We start from the raw sequence: 17676 nt of genomic DNA on the forward strand, positions 1-17676 counted from the left end.
ACCACGGATATCATTCGGTTTGCTTCTGATTGTCGCATGTTACCATGGCCAGACGATCTTATTTGATTACTTTTCCGGTTCCATATCAATCCCCATCATTTTCATGAGTTCTGAGGCATTGAAACTTTTACATATTCCTTCATGAAGTTTATAATCAAAGTGCAGCTTGCCATCTTCAACGTCGGAACGGAAATGGAAGTTTTGAACGTAATCCTTTTCGGCTCCCCACTGGCCCAGTTCAAGGTCATGTGTAGAGACCAGGCCTGAAGCATTTTTCGGGTGTAATTGCCGGATGAGCGCCTCAGCACCGCGATGTCTGTCGGCTGAGTTGGTTCCTTTCAGGATTTCATCAAGCATATAAAATACGGGAGTCTGATTATTTTCTTCGGCCATCTGAATGAGCTGTCGTAATCTCTTTAATTCGGCATAAAATGAAGAGGTATTTTCTTCCAGGGAATCCTGCGTACGCATACTGCTGAAAACCCTCACAGGTGAGCAGGCAAACCGATCTGCAGAAACGACACAACCTACCTGTGCCAGTACGATGTTAAGACCGATGGTACGTAAAAATGTACTTTTTCCCGACATATTGGATCCGGTTATCAATACAGTTTGACCGGTACCTTTCATGGTAAAACTATTACTGATCCTTTTCTCCTTCGGAATAAGCGGATGCCCCATGTTAACTGCCTCAATGCGAACGTCGTTCTCCCAGGTTACGGTAGGAGTGGTGTATTCAGGATGGGCAAAGGCATGGCCTGACAAACTGATCATGGCTTCTGTATCGGCTAATACATCCAGCCAGCTATATAAATGGGTATGGTGTAAGGCTTTCCATTTTTCCAGTCTGGCGATGCACTGTAAATCCCAAAGCGTAGGGATGCCCACAAAGAGCGAAAAGAATACATTATTGCGGTAATCAAGCTTTTCGAAAAGATTTCCGGCTTCTTGAATCGCTTTCGATGATCCTTTTATAAGTACTTTACGTTCATTCCACCATTTGGTATGGTATGGGGCTGTTTCAGCCTGAGAAAGAAGTTCTGAATAGGCAGTGAGTGTAAAGCCGAGTGCTGTGGTGCGATTGGTAATGGATTGTACAGTAGCCTGAAATCTTTTTAGTAACACCAGATGCCATCCAAGGCTAACAAGTACAACCCAGCCAGGAATCAGATTAATCATCGCCAGAATGGCAATAACCAGTGTCAATAATGGCCAGTATTTCCATTTCAGGGAAGTGCTCAATTCATCAGCTAACTGCTCTGAAACCCAACTTCGGAAAGCGCCTACCTGTTGTGCTGCATGTTCATGAAGGAGGGCCGTTGCTTCCCATTTTTGCTGTATTTCAGGTTTTTTACTCCATTCAGCTGAGGTTTCCTGCCGCATCAGAATTTCTTCAAGAGAAGCATGGTTTTTAAGCCAGCTGGCAATACGCTTACTTCCCTCAGAAGTGCGGGTACGGTTGAGTAAGCGATAAAGCGAGTACTCACCAAAAACATCTATATCGGCGGAGTAGCTATGTTCTTTTTGCTGATAATGCACACCCGTGTCGGCCCTTTTGAACTGGAAATTGAGTCTTGCCAGTTCATCTTCGTTAACGCTCTGCAGGTTTTTTTGAAAATCTCTTTCTCTTTTTGCAGCTTGTTGTTGCTTCATCAGAACAAAAAAAGCAATAATTAACATCGCAATAACAAAGCTCAGCCAGTTTTCACCGGTTCTGTTAAGTATCCAAATGAGTGAGATAACGCCAAGGAATACAAGAATACGTGTGAAGGCCAGTGTATTAAAACGCTGTCCCGCAATTTTTCCCGCTTGGACTGCTTTTTCAATTTCCTCTTTAAAAAAATCGGAAGGAATGTGCTTAGGAGATTCTTTTTGATTCATTATAGGGTTTCAGTTGCTTCAAATTGAAGTTTAATCAGACTCGCATAAAGTCCGTTATCGATAAGGGAAAGTTGCTGATGGGTACCGGATTCAGCAATTTGTCCTTCGCGGATCACGTAAATCTGATCCACTTTACGAATGGTAGCAAGACGATGCGCAATGACGATGGTCGTTCTGTTTTTCATTAGTTCGTCCAAAGCGATCTGTACCAGTTTTTCAGATTCTGCATCCAGAGAGCTCGTTGCTTCGTCCAATATGAGAATTTTCGGATCTTTTAGAATGGCTCTTGCAATGGCAATACGTTGCCTTTGTCCACCTGATAATTTTATACCCCTTTCGCCGACGATCGTTTCCATCTTTTCCGGAAATGACTCAATAAATTCCAGCGCATGAGCCCTGCGTGCAGCATCATACACTTCTTCAGGCGTAGCGGATGGTTTTCCATATAGAATATTTTCCCGGATTGTACCGCCAAAGAGCATGACTTCCTGCGGAACTACAGCAATGTTTTTACGCATTTCTGAAATGCCGTATTCCGTGAGTGGTTTGCCGTCCACCAGAATTTGGCCCGATTTATAGTCATAAAAGCGTAATAAAAGCTGAATAATCGTTGATTTTCCTGCACCGCTGTAACCAACAAGTGCTATTTTTTCTCCTGCCTGAATATCAAACGTGATGCCTTTCAATACAGGAAGATCCTGGCGGGACGGATAAGAAAAATGCACATTCTGATAACTGATATGTCCATCGATTTTAGCAGCAGGCATATGAGCTGTTTGTTCGTACTGAATTTCAGGATCTTCTTCAAGAATTTCAAACAGCCTTTCCGAAGCTCCCACAGTTTTGTTGATTTGTGCGTACAAATCCCCCATTCCACTGATGGATGCACCGATAAAGGTTGTATATAAGATAAATGTGAACAGATCTGCCAGATTCATTTCTCCTCCCTGCACCAAGCCAGCTCCAAACCATACTACACCCACAATACCTCCAAACAAAGCCAGAATGACAAAAGAAGCAAAGCCACCTCTGAACTTCGCCGCATACAATGAGAGATTCACAACACGGTTCAGAATGGTTACATATCGGTTTATTTCGAGATGTTCATTGGTAAAAGCCTTCACAACATTTACAGACTGAAATGTCTCTTCAGCTACCACATTGGCTGCAGCAAGTTCATCTTGTGCCCTTTTAGAGAGTCGGCGCATGTGTCTGCCGAAGAAAACGGAAGCGATGACCAGAAACGGAAAAGTGGCAAGCATAAACAGCGTTAGCTTCCAGGAAGTATAAAATAAAATCCCAACTCCGACGATCAGGGTGGCGATCTGCCTGAAAAGCTCAGCGATGGTAAATGACAGCAAACCCTGAAGTTGTGAAATATCTGAAGTAATCCTACTGGTAAGTTCTCCTACACGCTTTTGTTCCAGGTACTTAATAGGAAGCGTCACGATTCTGCTAAAAACATCACTACGGATATTGAGCATTGATTTTTCGCTGACCAGCGTAAACAGATATATCCTGAAATAGGAGAATACAGCCTGTAAAATGAGTATGACGAACAGTAGTGCAGTTACCTGGTTGATGCTGTACAGGGATTTTCCCTCAATGACTTCAATAATATTCCCAACCAGCTTAGGAAAAGCCAGTGAAGTAGCTGTGGATAAAATCAAAAAGAGCATTCCGGCAGCAAATAATCCTTTGTAAGGAAGTATATACCGGAATAATTTAATGGTAATTTTTAATCCGTCCCAACTTATTTTCTTTATTGCAAAAGGAGATTTAGTCTCCAGGTTAATCTCACTATCAGCCATTTTAAGCAGTCTTCTTGAGGAATATGCCAGCAGCTGAATTTTCAAGCTATTGATTTACACAGCGCTGGGTTTAACATGTCAAAAATACGTAAATATTGTCAAGTTCATTAAGGAATGGGATGTACGGTAGAGTCAATTGAAACGTAAAAGGATAATATAGTTGTTAGTATGATCTATCCACAGGCTCTGTTTCTTATCGAGTCACCAGATGTATCGCAATGAATAGACGAAAGTACCTCCTTTATAAATTGATTGTATTCGTATCACTGATTGGGCTACCGTATAGTGTAAATGGTCAGCCCGTAATCGCTATTCAAGACGCGGTAGATCAGCATATTTTTACAGGCAGAGAGATCGAATACCTGGAAGACAAGTCCGGCAACTACCGTTTTGAAGATGTAAAATCGGAAGCAGGGGTGTATACCTTTCAATCGCTATCCAAGAGTACTCCACAGAACTACAATCTGGGCTCGGTGTACTGGTATAAAATACGGATTGCTCATAATCCTGAAAGTTCGAAAAACTGGATACTTGAATTTTTTGACCAAACCATTGATGACATCACCATTTACCTGCCGGATAAAGATGGAAACTATGAAAAGCGTGTAACCGGTGACCGGTATCCCTTCAGTCAGCGGGAATACATGCACAAAAATTTTGAGGTTAATATTGCTAATCAGGAAGCCTATTCAGGAACCTATTATTTGCGTATTAAGTCACACCAGCGAGCGGATGTGATCGTTGTGCTTCGCTCTGCAGGCCGTTTTATACAGTATGCGCTGGATGAATACTTTATTTTCGGTATTTTCTATGGAATGGTACTGGTCTTCAGTTTTTACAATCTGATGATGTTTATTGCCGTTCGACAGCTTCAGTATCTGTACTATGTGCTGTATAATCTGAGCGTCGGACTTTTTGAAATGTGTATTGATGGAGTGGCCTATCAGTACTTATGGCCTAATGCCCCTCAGTGGAATCAGTATGCCTACGGAATTGCGCTGTTTGGCGTCAGTATTTTTGCACTTCAGTTCACCAGAGCACTTTTATATACACGTCGGAAAGCACCAAAACTCGACAAGTTCATTGTGATGGTGATGGTGGCTCGAACAATTTTATTTATTGTTTGTCTTCTTTTTAATAAAGATTGGTTCAGCTATAAGTTCCTCGAACTGGTTCCGCTGGCAGTAGCTTTTTATTCAGGGATTTATATTTACAGACAAGGGTATCGTCCTGCACGATTCTTTGTTTTAGGATATGCTTTTTTATCACTGGGGTTTATTCACAAACTATTACTGATGCTCCATGTGGAGGGTATTAATTTCGGTGTAATTACATACTATAGCCTCAGTATATGTTTTGTTCTGGAAATGATATTCCTTTCGTTCGCGATTGGTGATAAGGTACGGATTCTGAAAAAGAAAAAAGACAGAGCACAACGGGAAATGATCAGACAAATGACGCTTACCGAAAAACTGAAAGATTCATTGAATACGAAGCTGGAATCCCAGGTGAAAGACAGGACAAAGGAGGTATTTGAGAAGTCGGTGATTATAGAAGAAAAGAATAGAGAATTAACAGAAATGAACCTGCTGCTCAAACAGCAAAAGGAAGAAATAGAGCAAATGAATGCATTGCTGGCTCATGATAATGAGGAGCTGCAAACCAATGTAGTGAAGGTTACAAGAGCCAGGGTGATGTCTGCGGAAGTGGATTTTGAAGAATTCAGTAAAATTTATCCCGATAACGACAGTTGTTTTAAATTCCTGAGTGGTATAAAATGGGGAGCCTCCAGCTTCGAATGCCGTAAATGCGGGCATGATCATTTTTTTCATGGACATAGTTCCTATAGCCGCCGTTGCGCGAGATGTGATTATGACGAATCAGTGATTGCACATACCATTTTTCAAAATACCCGGATTCCCATTAATAAGGCATTCTATATGGTATTTTTAATCTATACCACCAAGGGGAAAATTTCATCTCACAAGCTCTCTGAAATTCTGTCTATTCGCCAGAGTACTTGCTGGGCTTATGCAAGTCGAATCAAAAAAGTGATGCAGGACAGGAAGAAGGAGCTGGCTTCATTGAAGAACGCAGAAGGGTGGAGTAAACTCATCCTGGATCATTCCGTCGAACCGGTTGCTAAAGAATAGATGCGCTTTCTGTTCATCTTAGGTTGAATTATTTCTTTTTTTAGTTTGATTATAGGCGGCTGCGATCCGTATCAGTACTTCTGTTGCTTCACTAACTATCTGCCATCTTAGCGCTTGTATATCAGTCGTGTTGGCTAGAAATAGCTACGGTGTTAAACCGTATCATTATTTATACAACTATCTGTTTATCAGTAATTTGTATTAAATTTTATTTGCAAAATAACTAAAACCAGGTGAAATTTGCTGCATGGAAATATCCTAGATTTTATAGAATAAATTACCATTATTAATCTAACAATTTATGGGAAAGCGAGTTACGTTTTTTATTGCCATGCTTTTCGTGATAACCAGCTTCGTGCATGCGCAGGATGTCGTTGTAAAGGGCATTATTAAAGATCAGCAGAATCAGGCACTTCCCGGAGCGAGTGTTGTGGTAAAAGGATCGCAGGCCGGCACGGTAGCGGATGTAGATGGGAACTACTCTTTAACTGTACCGAGTAGTCAGGCTGTTTTGGTGTTCTCATTTATCGGCTACGGATCGCAGGAAGTGACAGTCGGTAATCAGACAGAGATCAATGCCACGCTTACCGCAGATCAACGGAGCCTGGATGAAGTGGTGGTGATCGGATACGGAACTCAAAAGAGAGGTGACGTGACAACATCCATCGCTTCGGTCAATACGAAAGATATTGAAGAGCGTCCTATTCTTCAGGCTGCTCAGGCACTTCAGGGAAAAGCTGCAGGGGTGCAGGTGACGCAGCCATCAGGTAAGCCAGGTGCTGCGTTGTCTATTCGGGTACGTGGAGCTACGTCGGTACAAGCCGGTAATGAGCCATTGTATGTGATTGACGGAGTTCCTACAATGGATACCCGGGATCTGAATGTGAATGATATCGAAAGTATGCAGGTATTGAAAGATGCGTCGTCTGCTGCTATTTATGGAGCACGAGCATCCAACGGGGTTGTAATCATTACCACAAAGAGAGGTAAGGCGAATCAGTCGCAGGTAAGCTTCGGGGCTTATTATGGTATCGCAAACGTTGCTAAGAAAATCGATGTGCTCAATCCCCAGCAGTACGCCGATTTAATGAACGATATGGGCAATAATGTAACTGTGGGCAGTGAAACAACAGATTGGAATAAAGAAGTATTCACTACCGGACATAACCAGAACTATCAATTGTCTTTCTCAGGTGGTACAGACAAAAACAAATATTTTGTTTCCGGTGCTATCACTAAAGATGACGGGATCATTAAGCCCGCGAGTTACAAACGTTATACTTTCAGAGCCAATCTGGATAATCAGATTAAAAGCTGGTTCAAACTTACCACGAACTTCAGCTATGCCAATGCCTCAATCCGCGATGTGAAAGACAATAGCAACGCAGGGCGTAATGCGGTGGTTCTTGGTGCGCTTGGTGCTCCGCCAACGATGGGTATTTACACAGAACATCCTGTCAGAGGAACCATTTTTACTACAAATCCTTTGAAAGCAGGTTGGGATAATCCGTTTGCTGCGATGTACGGCCCTACACAAGGCACAAAAGACAATCGTATTTTTGGTAATGTCATTGGTGACATTACGCTGGCAAAAGGGCTCTTTATTCGATCCAATTTCGGGGTTGATTATATGAATCACTCTAATGACTACTACCTGGATCCCTACAGAACAACAGAAGGATGGGGAAGTGAAGGCAGCACGCATGGTTTTGCCAATGCGACGAGAAGCAACTCTTTTACTTACCTGTGGGAAAATACCGTAAACTATGAAAAGAGCTGGTCGAAACACAATTTGTCGGCATTAGCAGGAACAACGGTTCAGAAAAATAACTGGAATAATTCCTATATAGCAGGGCGCGATTTCCCGGCAGACGGTATTGTCAAAACAATCAATGCAGCTAACGAAATCACAAACGCCTATACAGAGCAGTCGGAGTGGTTCCTGAATTCCTATCTGGGACGATTGATGTATAACTTCGACAGCAAATATCTGATCACTGCCAACTTTCGTGCAGATGGGTCTTCTAAACTGGCCCGAGGAAATCAATGGGGTTTCTTTCCATCGGTATCTGCCGGATGGCGTATTTCTGCAGAACCGTTTATGGAGGACGTAAAGTTTATTAATGACTTGAAACTGCGTGGGGGCTGGGGACAAAATGGTAATCAGGAAGGCTTGTCGAATTATGCATCTTACGGTCTGAACAGCTACACGCGTCGTACTCCGACAAATCCGCCATCAGGACCAGCGGTAACCCGCCCTTCATATGCTCCAAATCCGGACTTGAGATGGGAGACGACCACGCAGACGAACATTGGATTAGATGTGAGTATGTTACAGGGTAAAATTACAGTTGCATTGGATGCCTATCTGAAAAAGACGAATGATCTGTTGCTGAACGTACCGCTTCCTAATACAACAGGTTACAGCTACATACCACGTAACTCCGGTAAACTTGAAAATAAAGGGTTAGAGATGGTGTTATCCACAGTCAATTTTGATAAGAATGATTTTCAGTGGACAACTGATTTTAATATTGCTTTCAACCGTAATAAAATCACAGAACTGCAGCTCAGCAAAGTGTACCGCTATGCAGATGTAGAAGGGAGAAGTGACCAGATTATTATTCTACAGGAAGGCGCTTCCTTGGGAACCTTCTACGGATATATTTCAGATGGCGTGAATCCGGAAACCGGAGATATCATGTATCGTGATGTGAACGGCGACGGTGAATTTACACCTCAGGATCGTACGATATTAGGATCTGCGCAGCCGAAATTTACGTATGGGATGAACAACAACCTTACTTATAAGGATTTCAGTCTGTCGTTCCTGTTCCAGGGATCGCAAGGTAATAAAGCTTTTAATGCATCCCGCCTGGAAACGGAGGGTATGTATGACAGTAAAAACCAGTCAGTGGAAGTATTGAGACGTTGGCAAAATCCTGGTGACATTACCGATATTCCACGTGCTACGGATGGAAATGTCAATAACTCGCTGATCTCTTCACGTTTTGTGGAAGATGCTTCTTTTCTGAGACTCAAAAGTACAACGCTCTCCTACAACCTGAATAAGGATTGGGCAAGCAAAATCAGAATGAGTCGCGCATCCATATATGTAACTGCCCAAAATTTGTTCACGATCACAAAATACAAAGGGTTTGATCCGGAGGTGAATGCATTTACTTCAAGCGGAGCAACATTGGGGATAGACTATGGTACATATCCTATATCACGCGCATTCATTTTGGGTCTCAATGTTCAGTTTTAATCGAGAGAATTCATGAAAAGATTAAGTTATATAGCCATTTTATTGGGGTCTGCTACTATCCTGCCTTCCTGCCAGGATCAGCTCGACCTTCAGCCCATATCTCAAACTGTAGTTGGCAACGATGGTACAGGTACTGCCGGCTCTTCTATTACGAACGCAGCCACAGCCGAATCAGCACTTGCAGGCGCTTATGCTATTTTCCGGAATGGATCTGCAGAGTATTATGTCATGGATTACTTCATCATGGGCGATGGCCGGTCCGACAACTCCTATGCCGGTGCAGACAACGCTGCGTGGTTTGAAGTAGATGAATTCAGGATTCTTTCTACCAATGCAGTAGCTGCACGCGACTGGAGTTATCTCTACAACCATATTGCCAGTGCAAATGCTATTATCAACAATGTGCTGAAAGTGACTGATACGGCGCTTACTGCTGAACGGAAAGCACAGATGGTGGGAGAGGCGAAATTCATGAGAGCAAGAGCATACTTTGACCTGGTACGTCTGTATGGGAATGTTCCCTTGGTTGTGGATGAATTGCCAACCATAACGTCTTCCAATATTGAAGAGATTTATGATCAGCTTTTTCCTTCCAGAACGTCTTCGGACGAAGTATACGCTCAGATCATCAAAGATCTGGATGAGGCAGCTACAACAGTTCCGAAATCAGGGCCTAATAAAATGACCGTAACGCCGGGAGCTGTGTATACGCTGTTGGCGAAGGTACATGCCACTAAACAGGATTGGGCGAAAGTGAAAACCAATACCGATGCCGTGATTGCGCTGGGTTATTCTTTGTTGCCAAATTTTGAGCAACTCTGGGATGGAAATCATGAAAATAGTGCTGAAGCTATTTTTGAACTGAATTTTACTGACTGGGCAACTGGTGGTAACTGGGGATCTTCGATGTTTTATGGAACAGACTGGAAGAAATTCAATACTCCTTCTAATGATCTGGTAAAAGCCTACGATGACGAAAAGGATGTAGTCCGCAAGGCCTCCACCATTTTTACTGCAAATGTTACCGGGAAATGGTCTGACAGATACTGGCCGCTGACTAACTTCCCGTTCGCGTATAAAATGCGTAAAACAGATGCTTCTCAAAATATCATTATGTATCGCTTTGCGGATGTCTTGCTTTTAAAAGCAGAAGCACTGAATGAAACCGGCGATTTGGCTGGTGCGAAAACGGTATTAAATCAGGTCCGTACCCGCGCTAAGTTACCTGCTAATACTTCGGCAGATCAGGCTTCTTTACGCCTTGCTATAGAAAAAGAACGTCGTCTGGAACTTGCTTTTGAAGGGCATCGCTGGTTTGATCTGGTGAGAACCGGACGTGCAATCCCAGTAATGCAGGCTGTAAAAGACGGGAATGGAAACAGCCTAAACTACAGTCTGAACGAAGCTAAACTGCTTTTACCTATTCCTCAGGTAGAAATGGATAAAAATGCCAGCCTTGTACAAAATCAGGGATATTAACTACATCTACTTGGGCGCATTGGTTTCACACATCATGTAAAACCAATGCGCCCATTCATTTTAAATTGACATGATGAGAAAATTAACATGGCTTTCCGGATTATGTTTAAGCATACTGGTCCAGGCATGCTCAGCAAATACGCCGGATGAGGCTACACAACAACCCATCACAGATAACGGAGATAAAGCGACCGTCTGGGTTACGAACGGTTCGCAGGCTAAGCTGTTACAACAAGACAATCCTGTCAGTATTATCAATGGTAATAATGCGGGTGCATCTGCCAATCAGATCAAAATTGACTTCAATACAAAATTGCAGGAAATAGAAGGTTTTGGCGCTGCCCTCACCGGTTCGTCTGCATACCTTCTTAGCAAGAAAATGGGTGCTGATCAACGCGAAGCACTTTTGAAAGATTTGTTTGATGTAAAAGAAGGTATAGGCATCAGCTATTTACGGGTAACAATGGGAGCATCCGATTTTTCATTAGAAGACTTCACATACAATGATCTGGCGGCAGGGCAAACGGATCCGGAGCTGGCAAAGTTTTCAATCGCGAAAGATCAGGATGATCTTGTTCCGATGCTTAAGGAGATTTTAAAGTTACAGCCAGAAATACGTATTATGGCTACGCCCTGGTCGGCTCCCGCCTGGATGAAATCCAATGGGAAGCTGGCAGGTGGTAATCTCAAACCGGAATGGTACCCGTCGTTTGCCAAGTATTTTGTGAAATATCTGGATGCATACAAGAAGGAAGGAATACCTATTGATGCCATTTCCGTTCAAAATGAGCCTTTACATGAGGCGGCGTATCCATCCATGAATATGGATGCAGCGGCACAGAATGTTTTTATCAGAGATCATCTTGGTCCGCTTTTCAATGCAAATGCAATCAAAGCTAAAATTTTACTTTACGATCACAATTGGGATCGTCCCGATTATCCCATTACGATATTGAGTGATGCTAAAACCAATTCCTTCGTTACCGGATCTGCTTTTCATGCATACGGGGGCAGTGTATCAGCGATGAGCGAGGTGCACGATAAATTTCCTGACAAGGGACTTTATTTTACTGAGATATCAGGAGGACGTTGGGCTACCAATTTTTCTGACAATCTAAAATGGAATATGTCTAACATTTTTATAGGGACCACCAATAACTGGTCGAAAAATGCACTGCTGTGGAACTTGGCCTTAGATGACAACGATGGTCCGAAAAATAAAGGCTGTGACAATTGCAGAGGTGTTGTAACGATATCCGCAAATGGCACAGTTACTAAAAACGTAGAGTATTACACCCTTGCGCATATGTCGAAATTTGTAAAGCCTGGTGCATTCAGGGTTCAATCTGACAAATTCACATCTACCAGCAAGCTGGAAAGTGTAGCATTCCTGAATACAGATGGCAGCAAAGTACTGGTTGTGTTAAATCAAAGCTCTGAAAGTCAAAAAATTTCCGTAGCTGATAGTACAAAAAGCTATAACTATACAATTGAGCCGAATTCGGTGGCTTCAATTGTCTGGAAATAGAATATATTTTCTATTGAAAATTATAGCCTGTTTTGCTTATCTGCAAGGCAGGCTCTTCTTTTGATAATTCATGAATAATATCTTTTTGCCGGGATTGCGTCCGAATCAAGCTAACAGCAGGGATTTCAATATACTTAGTGATAATCCAGGCGATACCTATACAGATTGCAATACAGAAAAGAATGGCTGCATATACATTCATCCCAAAGCTTTTAAATGTTTCTATCAATTGGATACCAATATACTGGTGTAGCAGATAAAGACTGTAAGATATTTTACCTAAGAAAAGTAATGGTTTAATATTGAGGAAAGTGAGCTTGCCAAAAACAAAAAGGGTGAAAATGATATGATACAAGATAATCACCAAGGCATGTTCAGCCTGTCCTATAAAATGCATGGTCATTCCGCCTTTATCATGTAAATAAACAGACGCCAGTATACATATAACACATGTAGCAATGTAGCCAGGTTTCCAGGATTCGAATTTAATCTTAAAAAAGACAATACCTGATAAGAATAGTGGAAAGTGGTTGATCAACTGTATCTTACGCAGAGTGAAATCATACATACCCTGGTAGTAGTTTGCAAAAAAATGAAATGTCACGATCGCAGCAACACAGAATAAGCCGATGGTAATAATATTTTGTAACCTTCCACTCAGAAAAACCATCAATATCCAGATGTAAAAAATAAGCTCAACCAGCAAAGTCCAGTAAGATCCATCTAGATTTTCTATGCCAAAATATATAGGGAACATGGTCAGGTTCGCGAATACATTTGAAAGCTTAAAGGAACCTGGCTCGTAGATAAGAATGAAGGTGGCAGTGAGTAGAACACATGCCCAGTAGGTGGGGTAAAGTCTGGAAAAGCGGCTTCGCACAAAGTATTTCCAGTGACTGGTTTTGGTATCTATAGTCAGGAATATGACAAATCCGCTGATCATAAAGAATATATCTACTCCGGTAACTCCATAACTAAATTGCCATCCAAGATCCGAGGCATTTCGGTTAATGGTGAAATGGAATAGAACTACAGCCAATGCGGCCATACCTCTTATAGCGTCAAGTTCGAGTAGACGATTTTTCATAAGTATAGTAGTGTGTCAAACTTATCGACTTGCTTTGTGAAGCAGATACGATTATTATGTTGTCAAATCTAATAATATCTTATGAAATTCAAAAGTTTAAAGCGTCATTTTTGTGTTATGTATCAGGCAGTTACTTGAAAAAACGTATACGAGTCATCTTTTTCGCCTTTTTCTTACCGGCGCTTTTTTTCTGACCACCTTTTTTCTTACTACAGGTTTCTCTACTTCCGGCTCTTCAGCAAATTCCTCTTCGCGGTCAACTTCTACGTTTTCGACTGTACTTTCTATACCCATGGATGTGCCAGGTCTATATGGATATGGCAGAGTAGTACGAAGGGCTTCAGCCACGTTAGTTGTTTTGTCAATGGCTTTCAATCTAAAAGAATAGGAGTACCCTTTCGGCTTAATTCTGTAACTCTCATGTACGCTTGGCGACCAGCTGTTATCTCCACCCAGGCCCATCTGAGCCAGATCCAGATTAACAACCGTCACATTCCCCCGTTCCAATAGTGCTTTCGGAGTTTTGGCACGTTGTAGCGATTCGTCGGTATAGTCATGAACATTCACATTGAAAAGAGAATCACTGATCGCCAGCAGGCCCGCCCCCTCAGCATTGGTAATTACAGCATATCGCACATCAGTTTTATTTCCGTTTTCCTGTGGATATATGTACGGGAAATGCTGTGCGGCAACTTCCCCGGCATATATGCCGGTTCTGGCTGAGGTCTTTCTGTCTGCATAAGTTTCAAAGGGTCCTTTACCAAACCACTGCAACTTGCTGTAAGAGGATGGCATTTGAAATTGCATACCCATTTTAGCAACAAGTGGCCAGTCTTCGGTTGGGGAAAAAGTGTTGTGTACATGTATATCGCCGGTTGCGTATACCGTGTAAGTCGTATTTACCTGAATCCTGCTAAGCTGTGCGCCAAGTATCTGGCTCATTATCACCCGTGTTGCGTGCGAGTTAATCCGTTCTGTTTTTATATCGCAGGACAATAATTTCAGACTATCCAGACCAGCTTTACGCCAGATCGAAGCAAAACTTTGTTCTCCTCCACCTTCATCATTGTTGGTTGGCACCCGCCAGAAATTTGGAAACAGGCCTTTTTCCAGCATTTCGTCTTTTTTATTTTTAAAAGATACCATTCTGCCTTCCCGTTTATCAAACGTCACTGAGAAAAATTGTCCGGTGATCATCAGTCTGCTGGCGTTGAGCTGGGTGATGCGCAAGGCTGTATTTTCGGTCAGCGAGAGCATGGGTTTTAATGGTGTAGCAACAGCTATGGGTGTCTGTTGCCATGCAACTTCGTGACCTTTGGACGCCCAGGTTTGTTCTGTCTTCAGAACCAGACTCAGATTAAGAAAATACTCGTTGCCAGCTGCTGTAGAGGCTGGCAATTCGTAAGGTATAGTGATTTGCTGGGTTTGCCTTGGTAATGCATTCAGGTTGGTAACATTTCCTTTTGAAATAATTTGGCCGTTTTCCTGAACCGACCAGTTCAGGTCAAACTTGTTTAAAGATGTAAAATCATAATTATTTCTGATCAGCACCGTTTTTTGGCCTTGCCGCAATGTATCCGGCATCTCAAAACGGACATGTTGATAGATTTTTTTGACTTCATTGATTTCCGGTTGCAGAACACGATCAGGATTTACCAATCCGTCACCTGCGTCAGCGCCATCAATCCGATTGTAAAACTCCCAGTAATGGCTTCCATCCTGTCTTTTTAATTTTAGACCCTGGTCCACCCAATCCCAGATGAATCCGCCTTGCATGGTGGGATATCTTTCAATGACATCCCAGTATTCTTTCAGATTCCCGATGCTATTGCCCATTCCATGTGCATATTCACAGATGATAAGTGGGCGTGTTTTATCCTGACGTACCAAATCTATCATATCACTGGTTGATGGATACATCACCGAAATAATATCGAAATGATTCAAGCTATTAGGCTTATAGTTTTTTCTTCCTTCATAGTGAATAGGGCGGTCAGGATCTGCAAGACGTAAATAATCTGCCATGGCAGTGAAGTTTTCACCCATTCCTGATTCATTTCCCAGCGACCAGATGATCACAGAGGGATGGTTTTTATCCCGGTCGAGCATGGCCTTTCCTCTTTCTATAAATGCGGTACGCCATTCGGGTTTGTCAGCCAGTATGATGTTTTGCTGCCAGAGTCCGTGACTTTCAATATTGGCTTCATCCATCACATAAATACCATATTCATCGCAGAGGTGATACCATTCCGATACATTGGGATAGTGAGAAGTACGGACTGCATTGATGTTATGTTGTTTCATCAGTTTGATATCTCTGATCATGGATTCCCTGCTGATGACACGTCCGGTTTCCGGATCAAATTCATGTCTGTTCACTCCCTTGATCGTCACAGCTTTCCCATTGATCAGAAGCTGTCCACCCTTAGTTTTTATCGAACGAAAGCCAACCTGCTGGCTTATAGCCTCTACGGTTATACCATCCGGAGTGAGCAGCTGAACAGTAAGTTTATATAAATTGGGCGTTTCAGCACTCCATTTTAAAGGGTTTTCTACCGGCATTTCAATACGAAAGGACTTTTCCTGAAAACCATCAAGATCATATACCGATTGACTGACAGGATTCGCTGCTACATTACCCTTGGCATCGTACAGTGAAAATAACATCTGATGGGCCTGTAACGGCGGCGTACGGAAGTTTTTGATAAATGCTGCTACTTTCAGCGTCGCGTGTTCGTATCGTTCATCAAGAATTGTGTTGATACTTACATCCGTAATAATTGCCTGAGATCGAACCAGTAAATTAACATCCCTGAAAATGCCGGCTAAGCGCCAGAAATCCTGATCTTCCAGGTAGCTGCCATCAGACCAGTTGATGACCTGTACTGCTAAATGATTAACACCTGTTCTAACATCATCAGTAATATTAAACTCAAAAGGTGTCATACTATCTTCGTGATAGCCGATCGCCTCTCCATTGAGCCATACGTAACATGCAGATGCAACACCTCCAAAATGAATAAAAATCGATTTGTCTGCGATGTCATCAGACAATGTAAAAGTCGTCCGATACATACCAACTGAATTGGTATCAGCAGAAATTTTGGGAGGGGTAGCAGGAAATGGATATTTGATATTCGAAAATACGGGTTTATCGTATGGGAGGCCTTCACGTGCGGCTACTACCTGCCAGTGAGAGGGAACAGGTATATCGTCCCATGAAGCTGTATTTACCGAAGGATTGTAAAAGCCAGACATTGCTTTGGAAGGATGTGACGCCCATTTAAACTTCCATGTACCGTTCAATGATGTAACAAACGGGGATTTTTGTCCTCTGAGTATTGCGCTCTTTTCATCCGGATACGGAATGAAATCGGCGTGAACTCTTTCGGTATTCACTTTCACAATTCCCGGATCCTGCCATTCGGGAATTGCTTGTGAAAAGGCAAATTCCAGTGAGATCAATAAGAAAAGGAAAGCAAATGATATACGTGTAAAGAACGTAGGGAAAATCATATTTTTATATGGGAAGAGACGAGCTGGTCTTGAAAAATAGTTTATTGCAACTAGAAAATGTTCGACTCTCAAAATTAGGTATAATCAAAATAAACTGCCTGAAATAGGACGTACAAATGAAGTTTTATTTCCATAATGCTTTAATTTGTTCACGTGATTTAAATCTTACTTATGCTGTTAGCTGTTGACGTCGGAAATACTGACACCGTTTTCGGACTTTATGATTCGGGTACCTGGAGTAATGTATGGCGCATGCGCTCGCAAACTCAGGAAAATGAAACGTACTATGAATCAAGGCTGAGGCTTCATTTTCTGGAGGCCGGGTTATGGTTCGGAGATGTTGAAACGGTAGTTTTGAGCAGTGTTGTTCCCGCAATGACACCGATTATTCAAAAGATGCTGAGATCATTGTTTGGAGATGCGATTATTACAGTAGGTCCGGGCATTTTTCCGGATCTGAGTATCGCCATTGATCATCCCCACGAAATTGGTGCAGATCTTATTGCAAATGCTGTGGCGGTGATGTCGCGCTATCAACAGAACTGTGTCGTGGTGGACTTCGGTACAGCATTGACTTTTACAACCGTATCAGCACAGGGACAGATTCTAGGTGTCGCTATTCTACCAGGACTTGCCACTGCGGTGAGAGCGTTGTTTACGGATACAGCTCAGTTGCCGGAAGTGCCCTTAAAGCTTCCTGCTTCCGCAATCGGGAAGAATACAACCGAAGCAATCCAGGCTGGAATATTATTGGGATATGAAGGTTTGGTTAAATCGCTTATTCAGCGTATACGTGCTGAATTGGGGGGTGAATGTATTGCTGTAGCAACAGGGGGGCTTTCATCTATTATTGAAACTTTGCAGAACGAATTTATCGAAATCGATACGCAACTCACGTTGGATGGTTTGAGGATTATCGGAGAGAAAATACAAGGAAATCATGTTTAGCCCTA

Annotated in this window: 9 protein-coding genes; 5 read left to right on the forward strand and 4 right to left on the reverse strand. The window is 42.4% G+C overall.

The features are described 5' to 3' along the window. Positions 1 to 66: 66 nt before the first annotated feature. Entirely contained in the window at positions 67 to 1881 is a 1815-nt protein-coding gene (locus tag AC1XUE_RS22455) for a MutS family DNA mismatch repair protein (protein ID WP_483358255.1), read from the reverse strand. After that, positions 1881 to 3692, reverse strand: coding sequence for an ABC transporter ATP-binding protein (locus AC1XUE_RS22460; protein WP_483358425.1), 1812 nt, complete (start codon positions 3690 to 3692; stop codon positions 1881 to 1883). Before AC1XUE_RS22460 ends, AC1XUE_RS22455 begins: the two co-directional genes overlap by 1 nt. Before the next feature lie 218 nt (positions 3693 to 3910). Here AC1XUE_RS22460 and AC1XUE_RS22465 point away from each other — a divergent pair, with 218 nt between their 5' ends. The 4 genes from AC1XUE_RS22465 (at position 3911) to AC1XUE_RS22480 (ending at position 12120) form a co-directional block, all read left to right on the forward strand. Further along, complete coding sequence (locus AC1XUE_RS22465; RefSeq protein ID WP_483358256.1) at positions 3911 to 5845, forward strand: 7TM diverse intracellular signaling domain-containing protein; 1935 nt, start codon at positions 3911 to 3913, stop codon at positions 5843 to 5845. A gap of 301 nt (positions 5846 to 6146) precedes the next feature. Beyond that, entirely contained in the window at positions 6147 to 9113 is a 2967-nt protein-coding gene (locus AC1XUE_RS22470) for a SusC/RagA family TonB-linked outer membrane protein (RefSeq protein ID WP_483358257.1), read from the forward strand. A 12-nt stretch (positions 9114 to 9125) separates the two neighbouring features. Next, positions 9126 to 10592, forward strand: a complete 1467-nt coding sequence (locus tag AC1XUE_RS22475) for a RagB/SusD family nutrient uptake outer membrane protein (protein WP_483358258.1) — start codon at positions 9126 to 9128, stop codon at positions 10590 to 10592. Between the two features lie 70 nt (positions 10593 to 10662). Further along, entirely contained in the window at positions 10663 to 12120 is a 1458-nt protein-coding gene (locus tag AC1XUE_RS22480; protein ID WP_483358259.1) for a glycoside hydrolase family 30 protein, read from the forward strand. 10 nt (positions 12121 to 12130) lie between these two features. Here the strand turns inward: AC1XUE_RS22480 and AC1XUE_RS22485 are convergent, their stop codons facing one another. Continuing rightward, a complete protein-coding gene (locus tag AC1XUE_RS22485; RefSeq protein ID WP_483358260.1) occupies positions 12131 to 13207 on the reverse strand; it encodes an acyltransferase family protein in 1077 nt (358 codons plus the stop codon). Positions 13208 to 13360: 153 nt separating this feature from the next. Beyond that, entirely contained in the window at positions 13361 to 16723 is a 3363-nt protein-coding gene (lacZ, locus tag AC1XUE_RS22490; protein ID WP_483358261.1) for a beta-galactosidase, LacZ type, read from the reverse strand. Between the two features lie 171 nt (positions 16724 to 16894). Here lacZ and AC1XUE_RS22495 point away from each other — a divergent pair, with 171 nt between their 5' ends. After that, positions 16895 to 17671, forward strand: a complete 777-nt coding sequence (locus AC1XUE_RS22495; RefSeq protein ID WP_483358262.1) for a type III pantothenate kinase — start codon at positions 16895 to 16897, stop codon at positions 17669 to 17671. The last annotated feature ends 5 nt before the right edge of the window (positions 17672 to 17676 follow it).

The sequence above is a fragment of the Dyadobacter sp. HNCC25DJ187 genome, from assembly GCF_056895255.1.